The 15,139-nt window shown below is 71.9% G+C and carries 14 protein-coding genes; 4 read left to right on the top strand and 10 right to left on the bottom strand.

Annotated features, from left to right (window positions below; genetic code table 11):
- Window positions 1-43: 43 nt before the first annotated feature.
- Together ACGFZS_RS04105 and ACGFZS_RS04100 are read left to right on the top strand one after the other, a co-directional pair.
- Window positions 44-823, top strand: coding sequence for an alpha/beta fold hydrolase (locus ACGFZS_RS04105; RefSeq protein ID WP_355723320.1), 780 nt, complete (start codon window positions 44-46; stop codon window positions 821-823).
- Window positions 816-1,388, top strand: a complete 573-nt coding sequence (locus ACGFZS_RS04100; RefSeq protein WP_393655262.1) for a hypothetical protein — start codon at window positions 816-818, stop codon at window positions 1,386-1,388. The genes ACGFZS_RS04105 and ACGFZS_RS04100 overlap by 8 nt, the downstream gene beginning before the upstream one ends.
- 9 nt (window positions 1,389-1,397) lie before the next feature.
- On the opposite strand, the gene ACGFZS_RS04095 is transcribed toward ACGFZS_RS04100, so the two are convergent.
- The 6 genes from ACGFZS_RS04095 to ACGFZS_RS04070 form a co-directional block, all read right to left on the bottom strand.
- Window positions 1,398-2,144, bottom strand: coding sequence for an endonuclease/exonuclease/phosphatase family protein (locus tag ACGFZS_RS04095; RefSeq protein ID WP_393793793.1), 747 nt, complete (start codon window positions 2,142-2,144; stop codon window positions 1,398-1,400).
- A gap of 177 nt (window positions 2,145-2,321) precedes the next feature.
- Window positions 2,322-3,275, bottom strand: a complete 954-nt coding sequence (locus ACGFZS_RS04090; RefSeq protein ID WP_393793792.1) for an ROK family glucokinase — start codon at window positions 3,273-3,275, stop codon at window positions 2,322-2,324.
- A 55-nt stretch (window positions 3,276-3,330) separates the two neighbouring features.
- Window positions 3,331-3,792 carry a DUF5304 domain-containing protein gene (locus tag ACGFZS_RS04085; protein WP_393793791.1) on the bottom strand — a complete coding sequence of 154 codons (462 nt, stop codon included), beginning with the start codon at window positions 3,790-3,792 and terminating at the stop codon, window positions 3,331-3,333.
- Between the two features lie 63 nt (window positions 3,793-3,855).
- Complete coding sequence (locus ACGFZS_RS04080; RefSeq protein ID WP_393793790.1) at window positions 3,856-5,019, bottom strand: ArsA family ATPase; 1,164 nt, start codon at window positions 5,017-5,019, stop codon at window positions 3,856-3,858.
- Window positions 5,020-5,075: 56 nt separating this feature from the next.
- Window positions 5,076-5,516, bottom strand: a complete 441-nt coding sequence (locus ACGFZS_RS04075) for an SRPBCC family protein (protein ID WP_365680284.1) — start codon at window positions 5,514-5,516, stop codon at window positions 5,076-5,078.
- A 128-nt stretch (window positions 5,517-5,644) separates the two neighbouring features.
- Window positions 5,645-6,442 carry a metallophosphoesterase gene (locus tag ACGFZS_RS04070; RefSeq protein ID WP_393793789.1) on the bottom strand — a complete coding sequence of 266 codons (798 nt, stop codon included), beginning with the start codon at window positions 6,440-6,442 and terminating at the stop codon, window positions 5,645-5,647.
- A gap of 316 nt (window positions 6,443-6,758) precedes the next feature.
- On the opposite strand from ACGFZS_RS04070, the gene ACGFZS_RS04065 reads away from it, so the two are divergent.
- The gene (locus ACGFZS_RS04065) at window positions 6,759-8,555 is read left to right on the top strand and encodes an AMP-dependent synthetase/ligase (RefSeq protein WP_365680280.1); all 1,797 of its coding nucleotides are present in this window, start codon (window positions 6,759-6,761) and stop codon (window positions 8,553-8,555) included.
- Window positions 8,556-8,580: 25 nt separating this feature from the next.
- On the opposite strand, the gene ACGFZS_RS04060 is transcribed toward ACGFZS_RS04065, so the two are convergent.
- Both ACGFZS_RS04060 and ACGFZS_RS04055 read right to left on the bottom strand, forming a co-directional pair.
- Complete coding sequence (locus ACGFZS_RS04060; protein WP_393794114.1) at window positions 8,581-10,164, bottom strand: GMC oxidoreductase; 1,584 nt, start codon at window positions 10,162-10,164, stop codon at window positions 8,581-8,583.
- Between the two features lie 127 nt (window positions 10,165-10,291).
- On the bottom strand, window positions 10,292-11,434 hold the full coding sequence (locus ACGFZS_RS04055) for a glycosyltransferase family 4 protein (RefSeq protein ID WP_393793788.1): 1,143 nt from the start codon (window positions 11,432-11,434) through the stop codon (window positions 10,292-10,294).
- 110 nt (window positions 11,435-11,544) lie between these two features.
- Here ACGFZS_RS04055 and ACGFZS_RS04050 point away from each other — a divergent pair, with 110 nt between their 5' ends.
- The gene (locus tag ACGFZS_RS04050; RefSeq protein WP_393793787.1) at window positions 11,545-12,780 is read left to right on the top strand and encodes a glycosyltransferase 87 family protein; all 1,236 of its coding nucleotides are present in this window, start codon (window positions 11,545-11,547) and stop codon (window positions 12,778-12,780) included.
- A gap of 21 nt (window positions 12,781-12,801) precedes the next feature.
- Here ACGFZS_RS04050 and ACGFZS_RS04045 read toward each other — a convergent pair whose 3' ends face one another.
- Together ACGFZS_RS04045 and ACGFZS_RS04040 are read right to left on the bottom strand one after the other, a co-directional pair.
- Window positions 12,802-13,962, bottom strand: a complete 1,161-nt coding sequence (locus ACGFZS_RS04045; protein WP_393793786.1) for a hypothetical protein — start codon at window positions 13,960-13,962, stop codon at window positions 12,802-12,804.
- 66 nt (window positions 13,963-14,028) lie between these two features.
- Complete coding sequence (locus ACGFZS_RS04040) at window positions 14,029-15,045, bottom strand: NlpC/P60 family protein (protein ID WP_393793785.1); 1,017 nt, start codon at window positions 15,043-15,045, stop codon at window positions 14,029-14,031.
- Window positions 15,046-15,139 lie beyond the last annotated feature (94 nt).

Raw genomic sequence — 15,139 nt, 5'->3', positions numbered from 1 at the left:
CCCCGCGCAGTTCCCGCCCCCACTCATGAATTGGAGACCGAAGGTGCCGGTTCTCCCCGGAGCCGAGCCGTACCGCCATGACGGCGGGGAGGTCGGCGTCCTCCTCTGTCATGGTTTCACCGGCTCGCCCCAGTCGCTGCGCCCCTGGGCGGAGCACCACGCGGCACACGGCCTGACCGTGTCCCTGCCCCTGCTGCCCGGGCACGGCACCCGCTGGGAGGACATGCAGGTCACCGGCTGGCAGGACTGGTACGCGGAGGTGGACCGCGAGCTGCGGCTGCTGCGCGAGCGCTGCTCCCAGGTGTTCGTGGCGGGCCTGTCGATGGGCGGCACGCTGGCGCTGCGGCTGGCCGCCAAGAACGGGACGGGTGTGGACGGCGTGGTGATCGTCAACCCGGCGAACAAGGTGCACGGCCTGTCGGCGTACGCCCTTCCGGTGGCCCGCCATCTCGTGCGGACGACGCCGGGCATCGCCAGCGACATCGCCAAGCCGGGTGCGGCGGAGGTGGGGTACGACCGGGTGCCGCTGCACAGCGCGCACTCGCTGCGGAACTTCTTCCGCCGGGTGGACGGTGAGCTTCCGCAGGTGACCCAGCCGCTGCTGCTTCTGCACAGCGTCCAGGACCATGTGGTGCCGCCGGCCGATTCCGCCCGGATCCTGAGCCGGGTGTCCTCCACGGACGTAACCGAGGTCGTGCTGGAACAGAGTTACCACGTGGCGACGTTGGACCACGATGCGGACCGGATCTTCGAGGAGAGCCTCGCCTTCATCGGCCGGCTCGCACCCAGTGTCGGCAAGGAAGGGACGGCCGCAGTTGGCTGAGCACGACTCCGACCGCGAGGACCGCGAGCCGGACGAGAAAGGGGTGCCCTTCGACGAGGCGGCCGCCTGGGCGGCGATCGTCGCGGGGTACGGCGACGAACCACCGGACCCGCCGGGCGCGAAGCCCTTCAAGCCGGTGGAGGACCTCGCGCTGCCGGCGATGGAGGAGGACGACGACGCCGAGCCGGACTCCGGGGCGGCCGAGGGGCAGGTGCCCGCGAAGCCGCTGGGCAGTTCCGTCTCCTTCGCGCCCGGGGTGGGCCCGCGTGACTACACGGCGCCGGAGGCGTCCGAGGACGACTTCGACGAGGACGACGAGGGCCACTTCGTGCCGCCCGAGCCGCCGCCGCTGCCGTCCGCCGACACGACGGCCAGGTTCGCCTGGCTGGGCGTGGTCGGCGGGCCGATCCTGCTGCTGCTCGCGGTGCTGCTCGGCTGGGACATGACCTGGTGGCTGGCGACCCTGGGCATCGGCGGCTTCCTCGGCGGCTTCGTCACCCTGGTGACCCGCATGAAGACGGACGACGACGAGGACGGCGACCCGGGCCGGGGTGCCGTGGTCTGACAGCCGTCTTTACGCGGCGGGAATCCGGAGGGCGGCCAGGACCGGGAGGTGGTCCGTGGCCGTCCTCAGGTCTGTGTCGGTGATGCCGGGGAGGGCTGTCGGGACGCCGCTGGCGAGTACCTCGATGCCCTTGGTGGCGAAGATGGCGTCGATGCGCTGGTGCGGGTCGGTGGAGTCGGAGGTGAACTCGCCGCCCCAGGGTGCGGTGGTGCGGCAGTCCTGGAGGGTGTCGGCCAGGCGGCGGAAGGTGCGGCCGTCGGGGCGGTCGTTGAGGTCGCCGCCCGCGATGGCGTGTTCCACGCCCAGGCCGGCGAGGCGGTCGAGGAGCATGCCGCCCTGCTCGTGGCGCTCGTCCTGCTGAAGGCTGAGGTGGAAGCTGGCGACGCCCAGGCGGACGGCACCGAAGCGGACGACGGCGGTCGCGAGGCCGCGGCGGTGCAGGCCGGGGGTGAGCGGGAGCAGGACGTCCTCGGTGCGCTCGACGGTGGCGCGCAGGTCGCAGAGGATCGCCGGGCCCGCCGCGGTCGCCCCGCCGGTGAGGATCACCAGATCGGCGGCGGAGGCCAGCCGGGCGAGCTTCTTGCGCCAGCGGAAGAAGCGGGGGGCTTCCTGGACGAGGACCAGGTCGGGGGCGCAGGCCTTGATGACGCGGGCGAGGGCGTCGGTGTCGTCCCGCATGGAGCGAATGTTGTAGCTGAGGACGCGGATGACGGCGGAACCGTCGGGCTCTGTGTGGGAGTTGGGGAGCGGCGCCATGTGATCAATCTACGCCGGGTGCGGGAGCTGTGCGCCCAATGGGGTGGGGCGCGAGGTGCGTGCGCGGCTGCCGGTGCGTCGTGGCTTGTCGCGCCCACGCGGCGGCAGCCGCACATCAAACACAGCCCCGCGCCCCTTAGGGAAGTGCAGTTGCCGCACCTCAAAGGGTCCGGGGCATCACATGATCGGGTCGGGCTCTCTCGCCAGGTCGGCGGCGCCGACCAGGCCTGCCTCGTTGCCCAGTTGGGCGGCGATGACCTCGGCGACCGGGCGCCAGTTGCCGCCTACCAGCCAGCGCTTGTAGGACTTGCGGATCGGGTCGAGGACCAGTTCGCCCTCGTCCGAGAGGCCACCGCCGACGATGAAGGCGGAGGGGTCGAAGAGGGAGGCGAGGTCGGCGAGGCCTGCGCCGGCCCAGCGGGCGAGCTCGCGGTAGGAGTCGACGGCGACCAGGTCGCCCTGGCGGGCGGCCATGGAGATGTGCTTGCCCTCGATGCCCTCGGGGGTGCCGTCACCGAGGCCGAGCAGGATCTCGGCGGCTTCCGGGGTGGCGTTGGCGCGCTGCTTGGCGTAGCGGACGAGGGCGCGGCCGGAGGCGTACTGCTCCCAGCAGCCCTGCGAGCCGCAGCCGCAGAGCAGGCCGTCCGGGACCATGCGGATGTGACCGAACTCGGCGGCGACCCCGAAGTGGCCGCGGCGCAGCTTGTTTCCGATGATGATGCCGCCACCGAGGCCGGTGCCGAGGGTGATGCAGATGACGTTGCGGTGGCCCTTGCCGGCGCCGAACCTGTACTCGCCCCAGGCGGCCGCGTTGGCGTCGTTCTCCACGACCACGGGAAGGCCGACGCGGGCCTCGACCTTCTCCTTCAGCGGCTCCTGGCGCCAGTCGATGTTGGGCGCGAAGTAGACCGTGGAGCGCTGCCGGTTCACGTAACCGGCCGCCCCGATGCCCACGCCGACGATCTCGTGCCCGGCACGGGCGCCCTCTACGGCGGAAGCAATGGCGTCCACGATGCCCTCGGGCGTACCCGGGGTCGGCACCTTGTGGGTCGAGAGGATGTTGCCTTCCTCATCGACCACGCCGGCCGCGATCTTCGTGCCGCCGATGTCGACGCCGATGGTGAGTCCCATGAATCCCTCAGTTTCGGTCGAGCCCCGCTACGGCCAACCGTACCCGAGGGGGCTGTCAGTCGAGATCGATGCGCTCGCCCGGGCCGGTGCCCTCGCCCTTGTCGGGGCTGCCGGAGGTCCAGCGGGTCTCCTGGGCCTGGACCGCGGAGCGGTAGGCGGCGAGGAGCTCGCTGCCGGCGGCGGCCAGGTGGTCGAAGACGTCCGGGTTGCGCTCTATGACGGGCTCGACCGCGTTCTTCGCCTGCTGGACGACCTGCCGGACCACCTGCTGGGCGGCGGGTCCGGCGACCGCGCCGAGGAGCGGGGTCTGCAGGCCGGAGAGCTTGTCGGCGACGGTGTCGACGAGCTTGCGCAGTTCCTCGGCGGCCGAGCCCGGGGGCGGGCCGTACTGGGTGCGGCGGCGGGCCTTCTCCGCGGCGAGGTCCTCGGCACAGGCCGTGGCCCAGGCGTCGTCGTCCGTCGCCCGTACCTCGTCCGCGGCCTCGGAGGCGTCAGCTGTGGGGCGCTCTTCGCTCATGACGGACTCCTGACTACGGTTCGTCTCTACGACGTTACCCGAACGGGCGTACCGGTTTCACCGTCAGCGCGGCCACAGATCCGGGTCCGGCGCGAAGCGCAGCCTCAGCTCGCCGTCGCGCAGCGCCGCCCCGGCGACCGTGCAGCGGCGCAGGGCCGAGGGCAGCGAGACGATGCGGCGGAAGCCGCCCACCGTGATCACCACCTCGTCGCCGCGCCGGACGAGGTCGAGGTCGTCCCGTATCGCGCCGGGCAGCGGGATGTGCCAGACCAGGACGCCGTCCCCCTCGACCAGGTCGGCGACGGGCCACTCGACCGGGTCGGGCGCGGTGTTGACGCCGGGTGCCCCGGGCACGGCGAGCGCGGCGAGGTCGTCGGTGCCGCGCGGGTCGTGGCCGAGGTGGGCGACGGCCGTGACGTCCTGCTCCTCGCCCCACTCGGCGAGGGTCTTGCGCTGCTGGGCGACGAGACCGTGCAGCGGGGTGGCCTCGGGCAGCACCCGGTTGGCGACCACGGTCTCGGTGCGCAGTCCGCGCAGGGCGAGGCCGAGGCGGGCGGTGCGCACGGCGTCGGCGCCGGCCGGACCGGGTTCGGCGACCAGGCGTACGACGGTACGACGGTCGGCGAGGACGGCCTCGACGGCGGCCAGCTCCACGTCCCAGCGGGCGGCCGTCTCGTAGAGCCAGTCGGCGGGCATGGGCACGCCGGCGAGCCTGCCGAGGACGGGGCGCAGGGCGCGGGCTGCCTGTCGTTCGGGCGGGAGCAGCCGGCGCAGATAGCGGCGGAGTTCCTCGGGGAGGGCGAGCAGGGCGAGGGCCTGGGAGACCGGCGGGAGGTCCACGACGAGCAGTTCGTAGCGCTCGGAGAGGGCTGCGTCGCGCAGCGCGCGGAGCAGGGAGAGTTCCTCGGCGCCGGGGAGGGGGGTGAGCTCCTCGGCGTCCAGGCGGGAGGCGCCGAGGAGGTCGAGGACGTTCGCGGCGCGGGACTGGAAGGCGGTGAGGTCCTCGCGGAAGCGGGCGGCCGCGTCGGGCCGCCAGGCCGTGAGGGTGCCGGTCACGCGGGCCGGCACCGGTCCTGTCGCCGTACCCAGGGCCGCGCCGAGGGTGTCCGTGCGGTCGGCGCTCAGCACGAGGGTCGGGATGCCCTCGCCCGCGGCGCGCAGTGCGGTCGCCGCGGCGACGGTCGTACGACCGCTGCCGCCGGGGCCGGTGATCAGGAGGGTGCGCATGAGGGTGAACCGTAACGGACGTCCAGGTGAGCCCTGGCCCACCCGCGGCCGGACGACTACGCGCCCGCCTCCACCCGCTTCTTCAGTCCCGCCAGTGCCCGGTCGATGATGACCTTCTCGGCCTTGCGCTTGATCATCCCGAGCATGGGGATCTTGACGTCGACCGTCAGCGAGTAGGTGACCTCGGTCGCGCCCGCCCCCGCCGGCTTCAGCAGGTACGAGCCGTCCAGGGAGCGCAGCATCTGGGACTTCACGAGCGTCCAGGAGACCTCGTTGTCGCCGGTCCAGGTGTACCCCAGCGTCTGGTCGTCCTTGATCGCACCGGCGTCCATGACCAGCCGGACCTGCTCGGCGCGGCCCCGGGCGTCGGCCTTCAGGACCTCCGCCTCCTTCACCTCGCCGGTCCAGTCCGGGTAGCGGGCGAAGTCGGCGATGACCGCCATGACGTCGGCCGGGGCCGCCTCGATCGTGATGCTCGAGCTGGTGTGTTCCGCCATCGCCGTGGCTCCTCCAGATGCGGGCCGGTGAGACCATTTGAAAGGGGTCGCCGCACGCGTGCGCACGCGTGTGCAGCGTGAAGGCTACCGCGCGTCCGACCAGCCGACTTCACCGCCGTCCGCGGTCTTCACCATTCCAACGCCCAGGGCCGTCCCGTACCGGCGAAGTGCCCGACGTTCACGCACTCGGTGACGCCGATCCGCATCCGCTTCACCAGCGGCTGGTGGACATGTCCGAAGAGCGCATAGCGGGGGCGGGTGCGGCGGATGGCGTCCAGCAGCGCCCGGCTGCCCCGTTCGAAACGGCGCGCGACGGTGTCGTACACCAACTCCGGTACCTCCGGCGGGATGTGCGTGCAGAGCACGTCGACCTCGCCGAGCGCCTCGATCTTCGCCGCGTACTCCTCGTCGGAGATCTCGTAGGGGGTGCGCATCGGCGTCCGCAGTCCCCCGCCGACGAAGCCGAACACCCACCCGCCGATCTCGACCCGCTGCCCGTCCAGGACCGTGGTGTCCGGTCCGGCGTACTCCGGCCACAGCTGCGGCATGTCGACATTGCCGTAGGTCGCGTACGTCGGTGCCGGGAAGGCCGCGAACATCTCGGCGTACTGCTTGCGCACCGCCTTCTCGATGGCCGTGGCCCGGTCCATGCCGATGCCGCCCCAGAGCCGGGCGCCCAGCTCCCGCGCCTCCTCGAAGCGGCGGGCGGTGCGGAGTTCGACGAGGCGGTCGGCGTTCTCGACGCCGAACAGGTCGGGGAAGATGCCGCGGGAGTGGTCGGCGTAGTCGAGGAAGAGGACGAGGTCGCCGAGGCAGATCAGGGCGTCGGCGCCGTCGCCGGCTCTGGACAGGTCACGGACGTTGCCGTGCACGTCGCTGACCACGTGGACGCGGGTCCTTCGGGGGCCGGTGGGTGTGGCTGCCATGGTGATCAAGGGTAGGCCTGTGCGGCATAGGTGAACAGGCGGTGGGCGGAGCTGCGGTTACTGGTCAGTCACTAAAGGGGTGGACTACCGTACGCGAAGGAACACCAACCTGTGTGACGCACCGAACATCTCGCCGGGACCCCCTGTCGAAGAAGCCATACCGGCGGGTAACGTCCGGGCAGTCCAGTCGTGCTCAGGATTTCAACCAACGGATCTAGTGGCCCGCGGGTGAGCCCCGAGCACCTGCCCGAGCCTTGGACCGCACCGTCGCATCGCACAACGTCGTGGCGTCGGCGCCCTATGAGGAGCAGCAGTCTTGCGCGAGTTCAGCCTTCCGGCTTTGTACGAGGTCCCCGCGGACGGCAATCTGACCGACATCGTCCGCAGAAACGCCGCGCAGCATCCCGACGTAGCCGTCATGGCCCGCAAGGTCGGGGGGGTGTGGACGGACGTCACCGCCACCACCTTCCTGGCCGAGGTGCACGCGGCCGCCAAGGGCCTCATCGCCTCCGGCATCCAGCCGGGCGACCGGGTCGGCCTGATGTCCCGCACCCGCTACGAGTGGACGCTCCTCGACTTCGCGATCTGGAGCGCCGGCGCGGTCACCGTGCCGGTGTACGAGACCAGCTCGCCGGAGCAGGTGCAGTGGATCCTCAGCGACTCCGGCGCCACCGCCTGCATCGTGGAGCTCGACGGCCACACGGCCGCCGTCGAGTCGGTGCGCGAGACGCTGCCCGCCCTCAAGCACGTCTGGCAGATCGAGGCCGGCGCGCTGGAGGAGCTCGGCAGACTCGGCCAGGGCGTCACCGACGCGACCGTCGACGAGCGCAGCTCGCAGGCGAAGGCGGACGACCCGGCGACCATCGTCTACACCAGCGGTACCACCGGGCGCCCCAAGGGCTGTGTACTCACCCACCGCAGCTTCTTCGCCGAGTGCGGCAACATCGTGGAGCGGCTGCGTCCGCTGTTCCGCACCGGCGAGTGTTCGGTCCTCCTCTTCCTCCCGCTCGCGCACGTCTTCGGCCGCCTGGTCCAGATCGCCCCGATGATGGCGCCGATCAAGCTGGGCTGCGTCCCGGACATCAAGAACCTCACCGACGAACTGGCCGCCTTCCGGCCGACGCTGGTGCTCGGCGTCCCGCGCGTCTTCGAGAAGGTCTACAACTCGGCGCGCGCCAAGGCGCAGGCGGACGGCAAGGGCAAGATCTTCGACAAGGCCGCGGACACCGCGATCGTGTACAGCAAGGCGCTGGACACCCCGTCCGGCCCGTCGCTCGGCCTGAAGATCAAACACAAGACCTTCGACAAGCTCGTCTACAGCAAGCTGCGCGCGGTGCTCGGCGGCAAGGGCGAGTACGCGATCTCCGGCGGCGCCCCGCTCGGCGAGCGCCTCGGCCACTTCTTCCGCGGTATCGGCTTCACGGTCCTGGAGGGCTACGGCCTCACCGAGTCCTGCGCGGCGACCGCGTTCAACCCCTGGGACCGGCAGAAGATCGGCACGGTCGGCCAGCCGCTGCCCGGCTCGGTCATCCGCATCGCGGACGACGGCGAGGTGCTGCTGCACGGCGAGCACCTGTTCAAGGGCTACTGGAACAACGAGGCCGCGACGGCCGAGGCGCTTGCCGACGGCTGGTTCCACACCGGGGACATCGGCACCCTGGACGAGGACGGCTACCTCAGGATCACCGGCCGCAAGAAGGAGATCATCGTCACCGCGGGCGGCAAGAACGTCGCCCCGGCCGTGATCGAGGACCGGATCCGCGCGCACGCGCTGGTCGCGGAGTGCATGGTGGTGGGCGACGGGCGGCCGTTCGTGGGCGCGCTGGTCACCATCGACGAGGAGTTCCTGGGCCGCTGGGCGGCCGACCACGGCAAGCCGGCGGGTGCCACCGCGGCGTCGCTGCGTGACGACCCGGATCTGATCGCTGCGATCCAGGCCGCTGTCGACGACGGCAACGCCGCGGTGTCGAAGGCGGAATCGGTGCGGAAGTTCCGCATTCTGTCCTCCCAGTTCTCGGAGGAGTCGGGCCACCTGACGCCGTCCCTGAAGCTCAAGCGCAATGTGGTGGCGAAGGACTACGCGGACGAGATCGAGGCCATCTACCAGAAGTAGCGGGCCCCTTACGGCACTTGACGGTTCAGAAGTCCTCGGCGAGGACCCGTTCCATCGTCCGCTCGGCGAGCGCGGTGATGGTGACGAACGGGTTCACGCCGATGTTTCCGGGCACCAGCGAGCCGTCCGTGACGTACAGCTTCGAATACCCCTTCACCCGGCCGTAGTTGTCGGTCGCCTGGCCCAGTACGCAGCCGCCCAGCGGGTGGTAGCAGAAGTCGTCGGCGAACACCTTGCTGCTCGACCCGAACAGGTCGTACCGGTAGATCGTCGCGTTGGCCGCGTTGATCCGGTCGAACAGCTTCTTGGCCATGGCGACCGAGACCGCGCTCTGCGCCGCGGTCCAGCCGAGCTTCACCCCGCCGCTCGCCGAGTCGTAGGTGAAGGAGGCCCGTTGGGGGTTCTTGGTGATCGCCAGGTACAGGCTCACCCAGGTCTCGAAGCCGATGGGCAGCGGGGCGATCTCCGCGAAGACCGGGTTGTCGGTGTTGGCCCAGTCGTCGATGCCCATGACCGGCATGGTGGCCTGGTTGGCGCCGGTGGTGTCCCAGATGTGGTTGGCGCGCCCGACCATGGTGTTGCCGTTGGTGCTCCAGCCGCCCCCCACACTGGAGTTGAGCGCGGGCAGCGCACCGGTGTCCCGGGCCCGGACGAGCAGCTCGGTGGTCCCGAGGCTGCCACCGCCCAGGAACAGATAGGTGCAGCTGTACTGCTTGCTCTCGACGACGTTCCCGCTGGTGTCGATCCGGTCGACGCTCAGCAGGTACGACCCGTCGCTCGCCCGCGTGACGGACTTGACCCGCTCCAGGGTGTGGATGGTGACGTTGCCGGTGCCGAGGGCGGCGGCCAGGTAGGTCTTGTCGAGGCTCTTCTTTCCGTAGTTGTTGCCGTAGATGACCTCCTGGGCGAGCGCGGACTTGGTGGCGGTGCCGGCGGCCTCCTGCTGCATGTACCCGAAGTCGTAGACGTTGGGCACGAAGGTGGTCTTGAGCCCGGTGTTGTCGGCGGCCTTCCGGGACGTCCGGGTGAACTGGTACCACTCGGTCGACTCGAACCAGGTGGCGTCGACGGTGTTGACGCCGAGCATGGTGCGGGCGCGCGGGAAGTACGTGCTGTACATCGCGCTCGCGTCCACGGTCGGGAACTGCTCGGTGAAGTACGACTGGAGCGGGGTCACCGCCATCCCCCCGTTGACCAGGGACCCGCCCCCGACACCCCGTCCGACGTACACAGACATGTTGTCGTAGTGCACCCGGTCGAGCACGCCCGCGTAGGAGGGGATGTCCTTGTTGACGACGTCCAGCCAGAGGAAGGTGGCGAGCGGGGCCTCCGTGCGGGTCTTGAACCACATGGATCTCTTGTCCGGGGCGGCGGTGGAACAGAAGATCTTGCCGTCGGAGCCGGCCGTGTTCCACAGCTGGCCCATCTCGATCATGAGGGTCCGTACGCCCGCCTGGCCGAGCCGGAGCGCGGCCACGGCCCCGCCGTACCCGGAGCCGACCACGATGGCCGGAGCGCTGTCGACGGCGGCGGCCTCCTCGGCGGCCTGCGCCGACTGGAGGCCGATACGGGTGAGACCGGCCGCGGCGGCGGTCTGGAGGGCGATCATGCCCAGGATGTGACGTCTCGTCAGCTGACGCTGCATCAGTTTTACTGTCATGCGCGCAGCATGTGCGGATTTTCGGCTTCCGCCTAGAGGTACGACGACGTTTGCCGCAAGCCCTTGGAACAGACTTTTACAGAAGCTCCTTCAGCCGCTCCGCGAGGAGATCCCACCGCCACCGCTCCTCGACCCACGACCGCCCCCGCTCCCCCATCCGCCGGCGCAACTCGGCATCCCCCAGGAGCACCACGATCCGCTCGGCGGACTCCTCCACCGACCCGCCCCGCACGACCCACCCGGTCTCGCCGTCGAGCACCGCGTCAGGCGCGCCCCCGGAGTCCCCCGCCACCACCGGCAACCCGGTCGCCGAGGCCTCCAGATACACGATCCCGAGCCCCTCCACGTCCAGCCCGCCCCGCCGCGTCCGGCACGGCATCGCGAACACGTCCCCCGCGCCGAAGTGGGCCGGCAGCTCGGCCCACGGCACGGCCCCCGTGAACCGCACCGACGCCTCGACCCCGGTCTCCCTCGCGAGGCGCCGCAGCTCACCCTCGTACGGCCCGCCCCCCACGATCAGCAGCACCGCGTCCGGCTCGGCGGCCAGGATCAGCGGCATCGCGAGGATCAGCGTGTCCTGCCCCTTGCGCGGCACCAGCCGTGACACGCACACCACCACCGGCCGGTCGGTGAGCCCCAGCCGGGCCCGCACCGCCGCGCCCCCCGAGCCGGGATGGAAGACCTTCTCGTCCACCCCCGGCGGCAACTGCACCATCCGCCCGGCCGCCGCCGGACTGAGCGCGCCCGCGATCCGGGACCGCGTGTACTCGCCGAGATAGGTGATCGTGTCCGTCGCCTCGCCGATCCGCCCGAGCAGCTGCCGCGCGGCGGGCAGCTGCGCCCACCCCGCCTCGTGCCCGTGGGTGGTGGCGACCAGCCGCCGCGCCCCGGCCTTCCGCAGCGCCGGCGCCATCAGCCCGAGCGGGGCCGCCGCCCCGAACCACACGGAGGTGCACCCGTGCTCCCGGAGCAGCCCGACCGCGGTCCGGGTGGCCCCGGGCGTGGGCAGCAGCATCGTCGTACGATCGCGTACGACGGTGAAGGGCTGCTCCGCGTCGAACGCGCGGGTGGCCTCGACGCCCTCCCGGGTCCGCTTCCACGTGGACGCGTAGACCACCAGTCGCCCGGGGTCCAGGCGCAGCGCCATGTTGTGCAGGAAGGCCTGGATGCCTCCGGGCCGGGGCGGGAAGTCATTGGTCACGACGAGGGTCTTGTCCATCGGCGCCGACCCTACCCGCACAGGGTGTTCGGCCGTGCTTCATGGCCCCCGCACAGGCCGGCGGGGGATCATGTGGCGCACGCGCAGACAGGCGACGGACAGGGGACCGGGTGGACAGGACGGGCGTACGGCGTGCCCTCGCGTTGCTGCTGCTCACCTGGGGGGCCAGCCGTCTGGTGCTGCTGCTGTTCGTGCTGAAGGTGTTCGTGTTCCCGGGCGCGGACGTGACGACCGACGTGTCGGTGATCTACCAGGGCTGGTACGAGGTCCTGCGGCACGGAACGTTTCCCCTGGACGACGTCACCTGGCAGTACCCGCCCGCGGCCGCCCTGGCGATCCTCGCCCCCGCGCTGCTGCCCTTCCTGGACTACCCGACCGCCTTCTTCGTGCTGGCCTTCCTGGCCGACCTGGTGGTCCTCTCCCTCCTCCTCTACGCGGGCCTGCGCCCCGGCCGCACCCTGCGCGGTGCCTGGGTCTGGGTGATCGGCGTCCCGCTGCTCGGCCCGACCGTGTACTCCCGCTACGACCTGCTGGTCACCGCCGTCGCCGTGGCCGCGCTGCTCGCCGGGGCCCGGCACCCCCGGCTGATGGGCGCGCTGGCGGGCTTCGGGGCGATGGTGAAGGTGTGGCCGGCGCTGTTGCTGCTGGGGGCCGTACGGCGGCGGGCCTGGGCCGCGGCGGCGCTCACGGCGGCCGGGGTCGGCGCGCTGTTCGCGGTGGCCATGCCCGGCGCGTTCGCCTTCCTGACCTTCCAGCGGGACCGGGGCACGGAGGTGGAGTCGCTGGGCGCGCTGGCCCTGCATGTCGCCCGGCACTACGGCTGGCACGGCGAGGTGCTGCTCAACTACGGCTCGATCGAGTTCCTGGGCCCGCAGGTGAAGGCGGTGAGCACGGCGGCCCTGCTGCTGACCGCGCTCGCGTTCGGCTGGCTGCTGCTGTGGCGGCTGTCGGCGGTCCGTTTCCGGTCCCACACGCTGGCGGACGCCGCCTTCACCGCCGTCCTGATGTTCACGGTCACCAGCCGGGTGATCAGCCCGCAGTACATGGTGTGGCTGGTGGGCCTGGCCGCGGTCTGCCTGTGCTTCCGGGCCGGCCGGATGACCTGGCCGGCGGTGCTGGTCCTGCTGGCGACCTTCGTGACGGTGCTGGAGTTCCCGGTCGGCTTCTCGCACGTCGTGGTGAGCGACTGGTACGGCATCACCCTGCTGGCGCTGCGCAACGGCCTCCTCGTCGCGGCGACGGTGTGGGCGGCCCGGGTGCTGTGGCGCTCCACGGTGACCGAGGCCCCGGAGACCCGGCTGCCCGCCCAGGCCTCCCGCACCAAGGAGACCCCGGTCTCCTCCTGACCCCGGCCCCGGGTGGCCCGGTCAGCCGCCGAGCTGCTCGCCCAGGTACGCCCGCCACCGCTCGGTGAAGGCCGGCAGGGTCGTGCCGAGTTCCTTCCCCAGCGCGTCCTCCACGGCTCCCTCGCGGCCCTGGTGCGCGCCCACGGCCCGGTAGAAGGCGCCCAGCCGCTCCTCGCCCCAGTGGGCGGCAATCATCCGGCAGGCCAGCCAGCCGCCCTCGTAGGCCTCGGCCAGCTTGGTGGGGTCGTCGGTGAAGCCGAAGTCCTTGTCGGCGGGGAGGTCCTCGGGGATCTCGCCGGACTGGACGGCGCGGGTGAGTTCGGGGGCGGCCTCGGTGGGGGTGCGGCCGGTGTCGAGATAGCCGATCCAGTCGGCGTAGCCCTCGGAGAGCCAGAGCGGGGTGGCGGCCGTGGTGTGGGCGCGGGTGGCGACGTGGGTGGTCTCGTGCGTCAGCACCACCTGTCTGCCGACCGAGCCGAGGACGGCGTACGCCTCCGGGTTGAGGATGACCCGGTCCGCCGGGGTCCTGCCGGAGCCTCCGGCCTCGCCCGTGGTGACGGCGGCGATGCCCCGGTAGTTGGCGGCGGGGGCGCCGAGCAGGCCCGCCATGCCGTTCAGCGACGCGGGTACGAGCAGGACCACCCGCCCGGTCCAGTCCGTGCCCCAGACCTTGGAGACCTCGGGGACGGCGGTGTCGGCGAGGCGGGCGTAGCCCTGCAGCGTGTCCTGGGACTGGCCGACGCCGAGGACCAGGCTGTGGGCGCCCTTGACGGCGGTCACCGTGCCCTGGTCCCAGAGTTGCTGGCCGGCCTTCTTGGCGGGCTTGTCGTATGTGACATACCACCGGCCGTCGGCGGTGCGGTCGAGGGTGAGGGTGCGGTCGGTCGTGACCGGCGCCTTGTCGTAGCCCTGGATCCGGTAGCGCAGTTGCGCCTGGGCGGTGGCCTCGGCGCCGTCGCGGTGCACGGCGGTGACCCGGTAGCCCCACTCCGCGAGCGGTACGGCGCGCAGGGCGGCGTAGGAGGCGCGGGTGCCGGTCTCGCCGTACGCCTGCTCGTCGTGGCCGAGTACGGCGGCCGCGCGCCGGTCGAGGACCTGCTGCACCTCGGCCGTCGCCGTCCCGGTCGCCGTCCGTCCGCCGCCGCATCCCGTCAGCGGCAGGAGCAGCAGGCAGAGACCCACCGCTCCTGAGCGCCACGCCCGTCCGCCACCAGCCACTTTCCGATCGTACGGGGCGGGGCCCGGAAGTCAGGGCCTGGTGACGGAGGAGACCGGCATCATTCCGACCGGGTCGTAGCGGACCGGGGCGCCCGGGTAGGGGGCGTGGATGACCTGGCCGTGGCCGACGTACATGGCCACATGGCTGGCGTCGGAGCGGTAGACGACCAGGTCACCGGGTTGCGCCTGGGAGAGCGGGACCTGGTGGCCGGCGTAGCGCTGCTCCTGCGAGGTGCGCGGCAGGTGGATCCCGGCGTGCGCGTACGACCACTGCATCAGGCCCGAGCAGTCGAAGCCGGAGGGGCCGCTGGCGCCCCACACGTACGGCTTGCCGAGGGCGGCGCGGGCGGCGGCGATCGCGGCGGCGGCGCGGCCGTTGGGGGCGGCGACGCCGGAGAGGTCGGGCAGGTCGGCGCGGTCGTCGCCGCGGGAGGCGTGTTCGAAGGCGGCGCGGTCGGCGGCGGGCATCCCGTCGAGGATCTGCCGGGCCCTGGCGAGCTTCTTCTCCACGGTCGACTTGTGGGAGGCGACGGCCTTGCGGCTGCGTTCCAGCTCGGCGAGTTTCCCGGCGGTCTCGGCGCGCTCCTGGGCGAGTTCGCGCATCGCCCCCTGGAGCTCCCTGAGCTGTCCGGCCCGGCGGACGTCGATGCGGTCGATCAGGGAGGCCCGGTCGAGGTAGTCCTGGGGGTCGTCGGAGAACAGCAGGGCCACGGTGGGGTCGATGCCGCCGGAGCGGTACTGGGCGCCGGCCAGCGAACCGAGCGCCTCCCGCATGGTGTTGATGCGCTGCTGCTGGCGGGCGATGCGGTCCTGGGCGTCGTTGACCTCGTGGCGCAGCGCGTCGGCCCGCTCGTCGGCCTTGTTGTAGGCCTCGGTCGCCTCCTCGGCCTGCTGGTACAGCCGGTCCACCTCGGCGCGGCCGTCCGGATGCGGGGCGGCGCTCGCCGGTACGGCGCCGAGCGCGGCGGCCGCGGCCGACAGCACGCAGAGGGCGGCACCTGCGCCCCGGTTGAACCCGGACGGTGCGAGACGGCGATGAAACCCCACGGCGGTCCTTCTGCTGGCGGACAGGTACCGCTTCCCCCGGCGCCGGGGACGGGGATGCCCGGGCGCCGGGGGAAACGCGCCAGACAGTAGCCGT

It is taken from the genome of Streptomyces sp. NPDC048288 (assembly GCF_043201555.1).
GTDB lineage: Bacteria > Actinomycetota > Actinomycetes > Streptomycetales > Streptomycetaceae > Streptomyces.
This window is presented reverse-complemented; position numbering and strand designations above follow the sequence as displayed.

Coding starts and splice junctions, on each gene's coding strand:
- ACGFZS_RS04080 (WP_393793790.1), bottom strand. CDS start 5,019: ATGCGCACCCTCCTGATCACCGGCCCCGGCGGCAGCGGTCGTACGACC.
- ACGFZS_RS04070 (WP_393793789.1), bottom strand. CDS start 6,442: ATGGCAGCCACACCCACCGGCCCCCGAAGGACCCGCGTCCACGTGGTC.
- ACGFZS_RS04060 (WP_393794114.1), bottom strand. CDS start 10,164: ATGATCGCCCTCCAGACCGCCGCCGCGGCCGGTCTCACCCGTATCGGC.
- ACGFZS_RS04090 (WP_393793792.1), bottom strand. CDS start 3,275: ATGGGACTCACCATCGGCGTCGACATCGGCGGCACGAAGATCGCGGCC.
- ACGFZS_RS04095 (WP_393793793.1), bottom strand. CDS start 2,144: ATGGCGCCGCTCCCCAACTCCCACACAGAGCCCGACGGTTCCGCCGTC.
- ACGFZS_RS04075 (WP_365680284.1), bottom strand. CDS start 5,516: ATGGCGGAACACACCAGCTCGAGCATCACGATCGAGGCGGCCCCGGCC.
- ACGFZS_RS04055 (WP_393793788.1), bottom strand. CDS start 11,434: ATGGACAAGACCCTCGTCGTGACCAATGACTTCCCGCCCCGGCCCGGA.
- ACGFZS_RS04085 (WP_393793791.1), bottom strand. CDS start 3,792: ATGAGCGAAGAGCGCCCCACAGCTGACGCCTCCGAGGCCGCGGACGAG.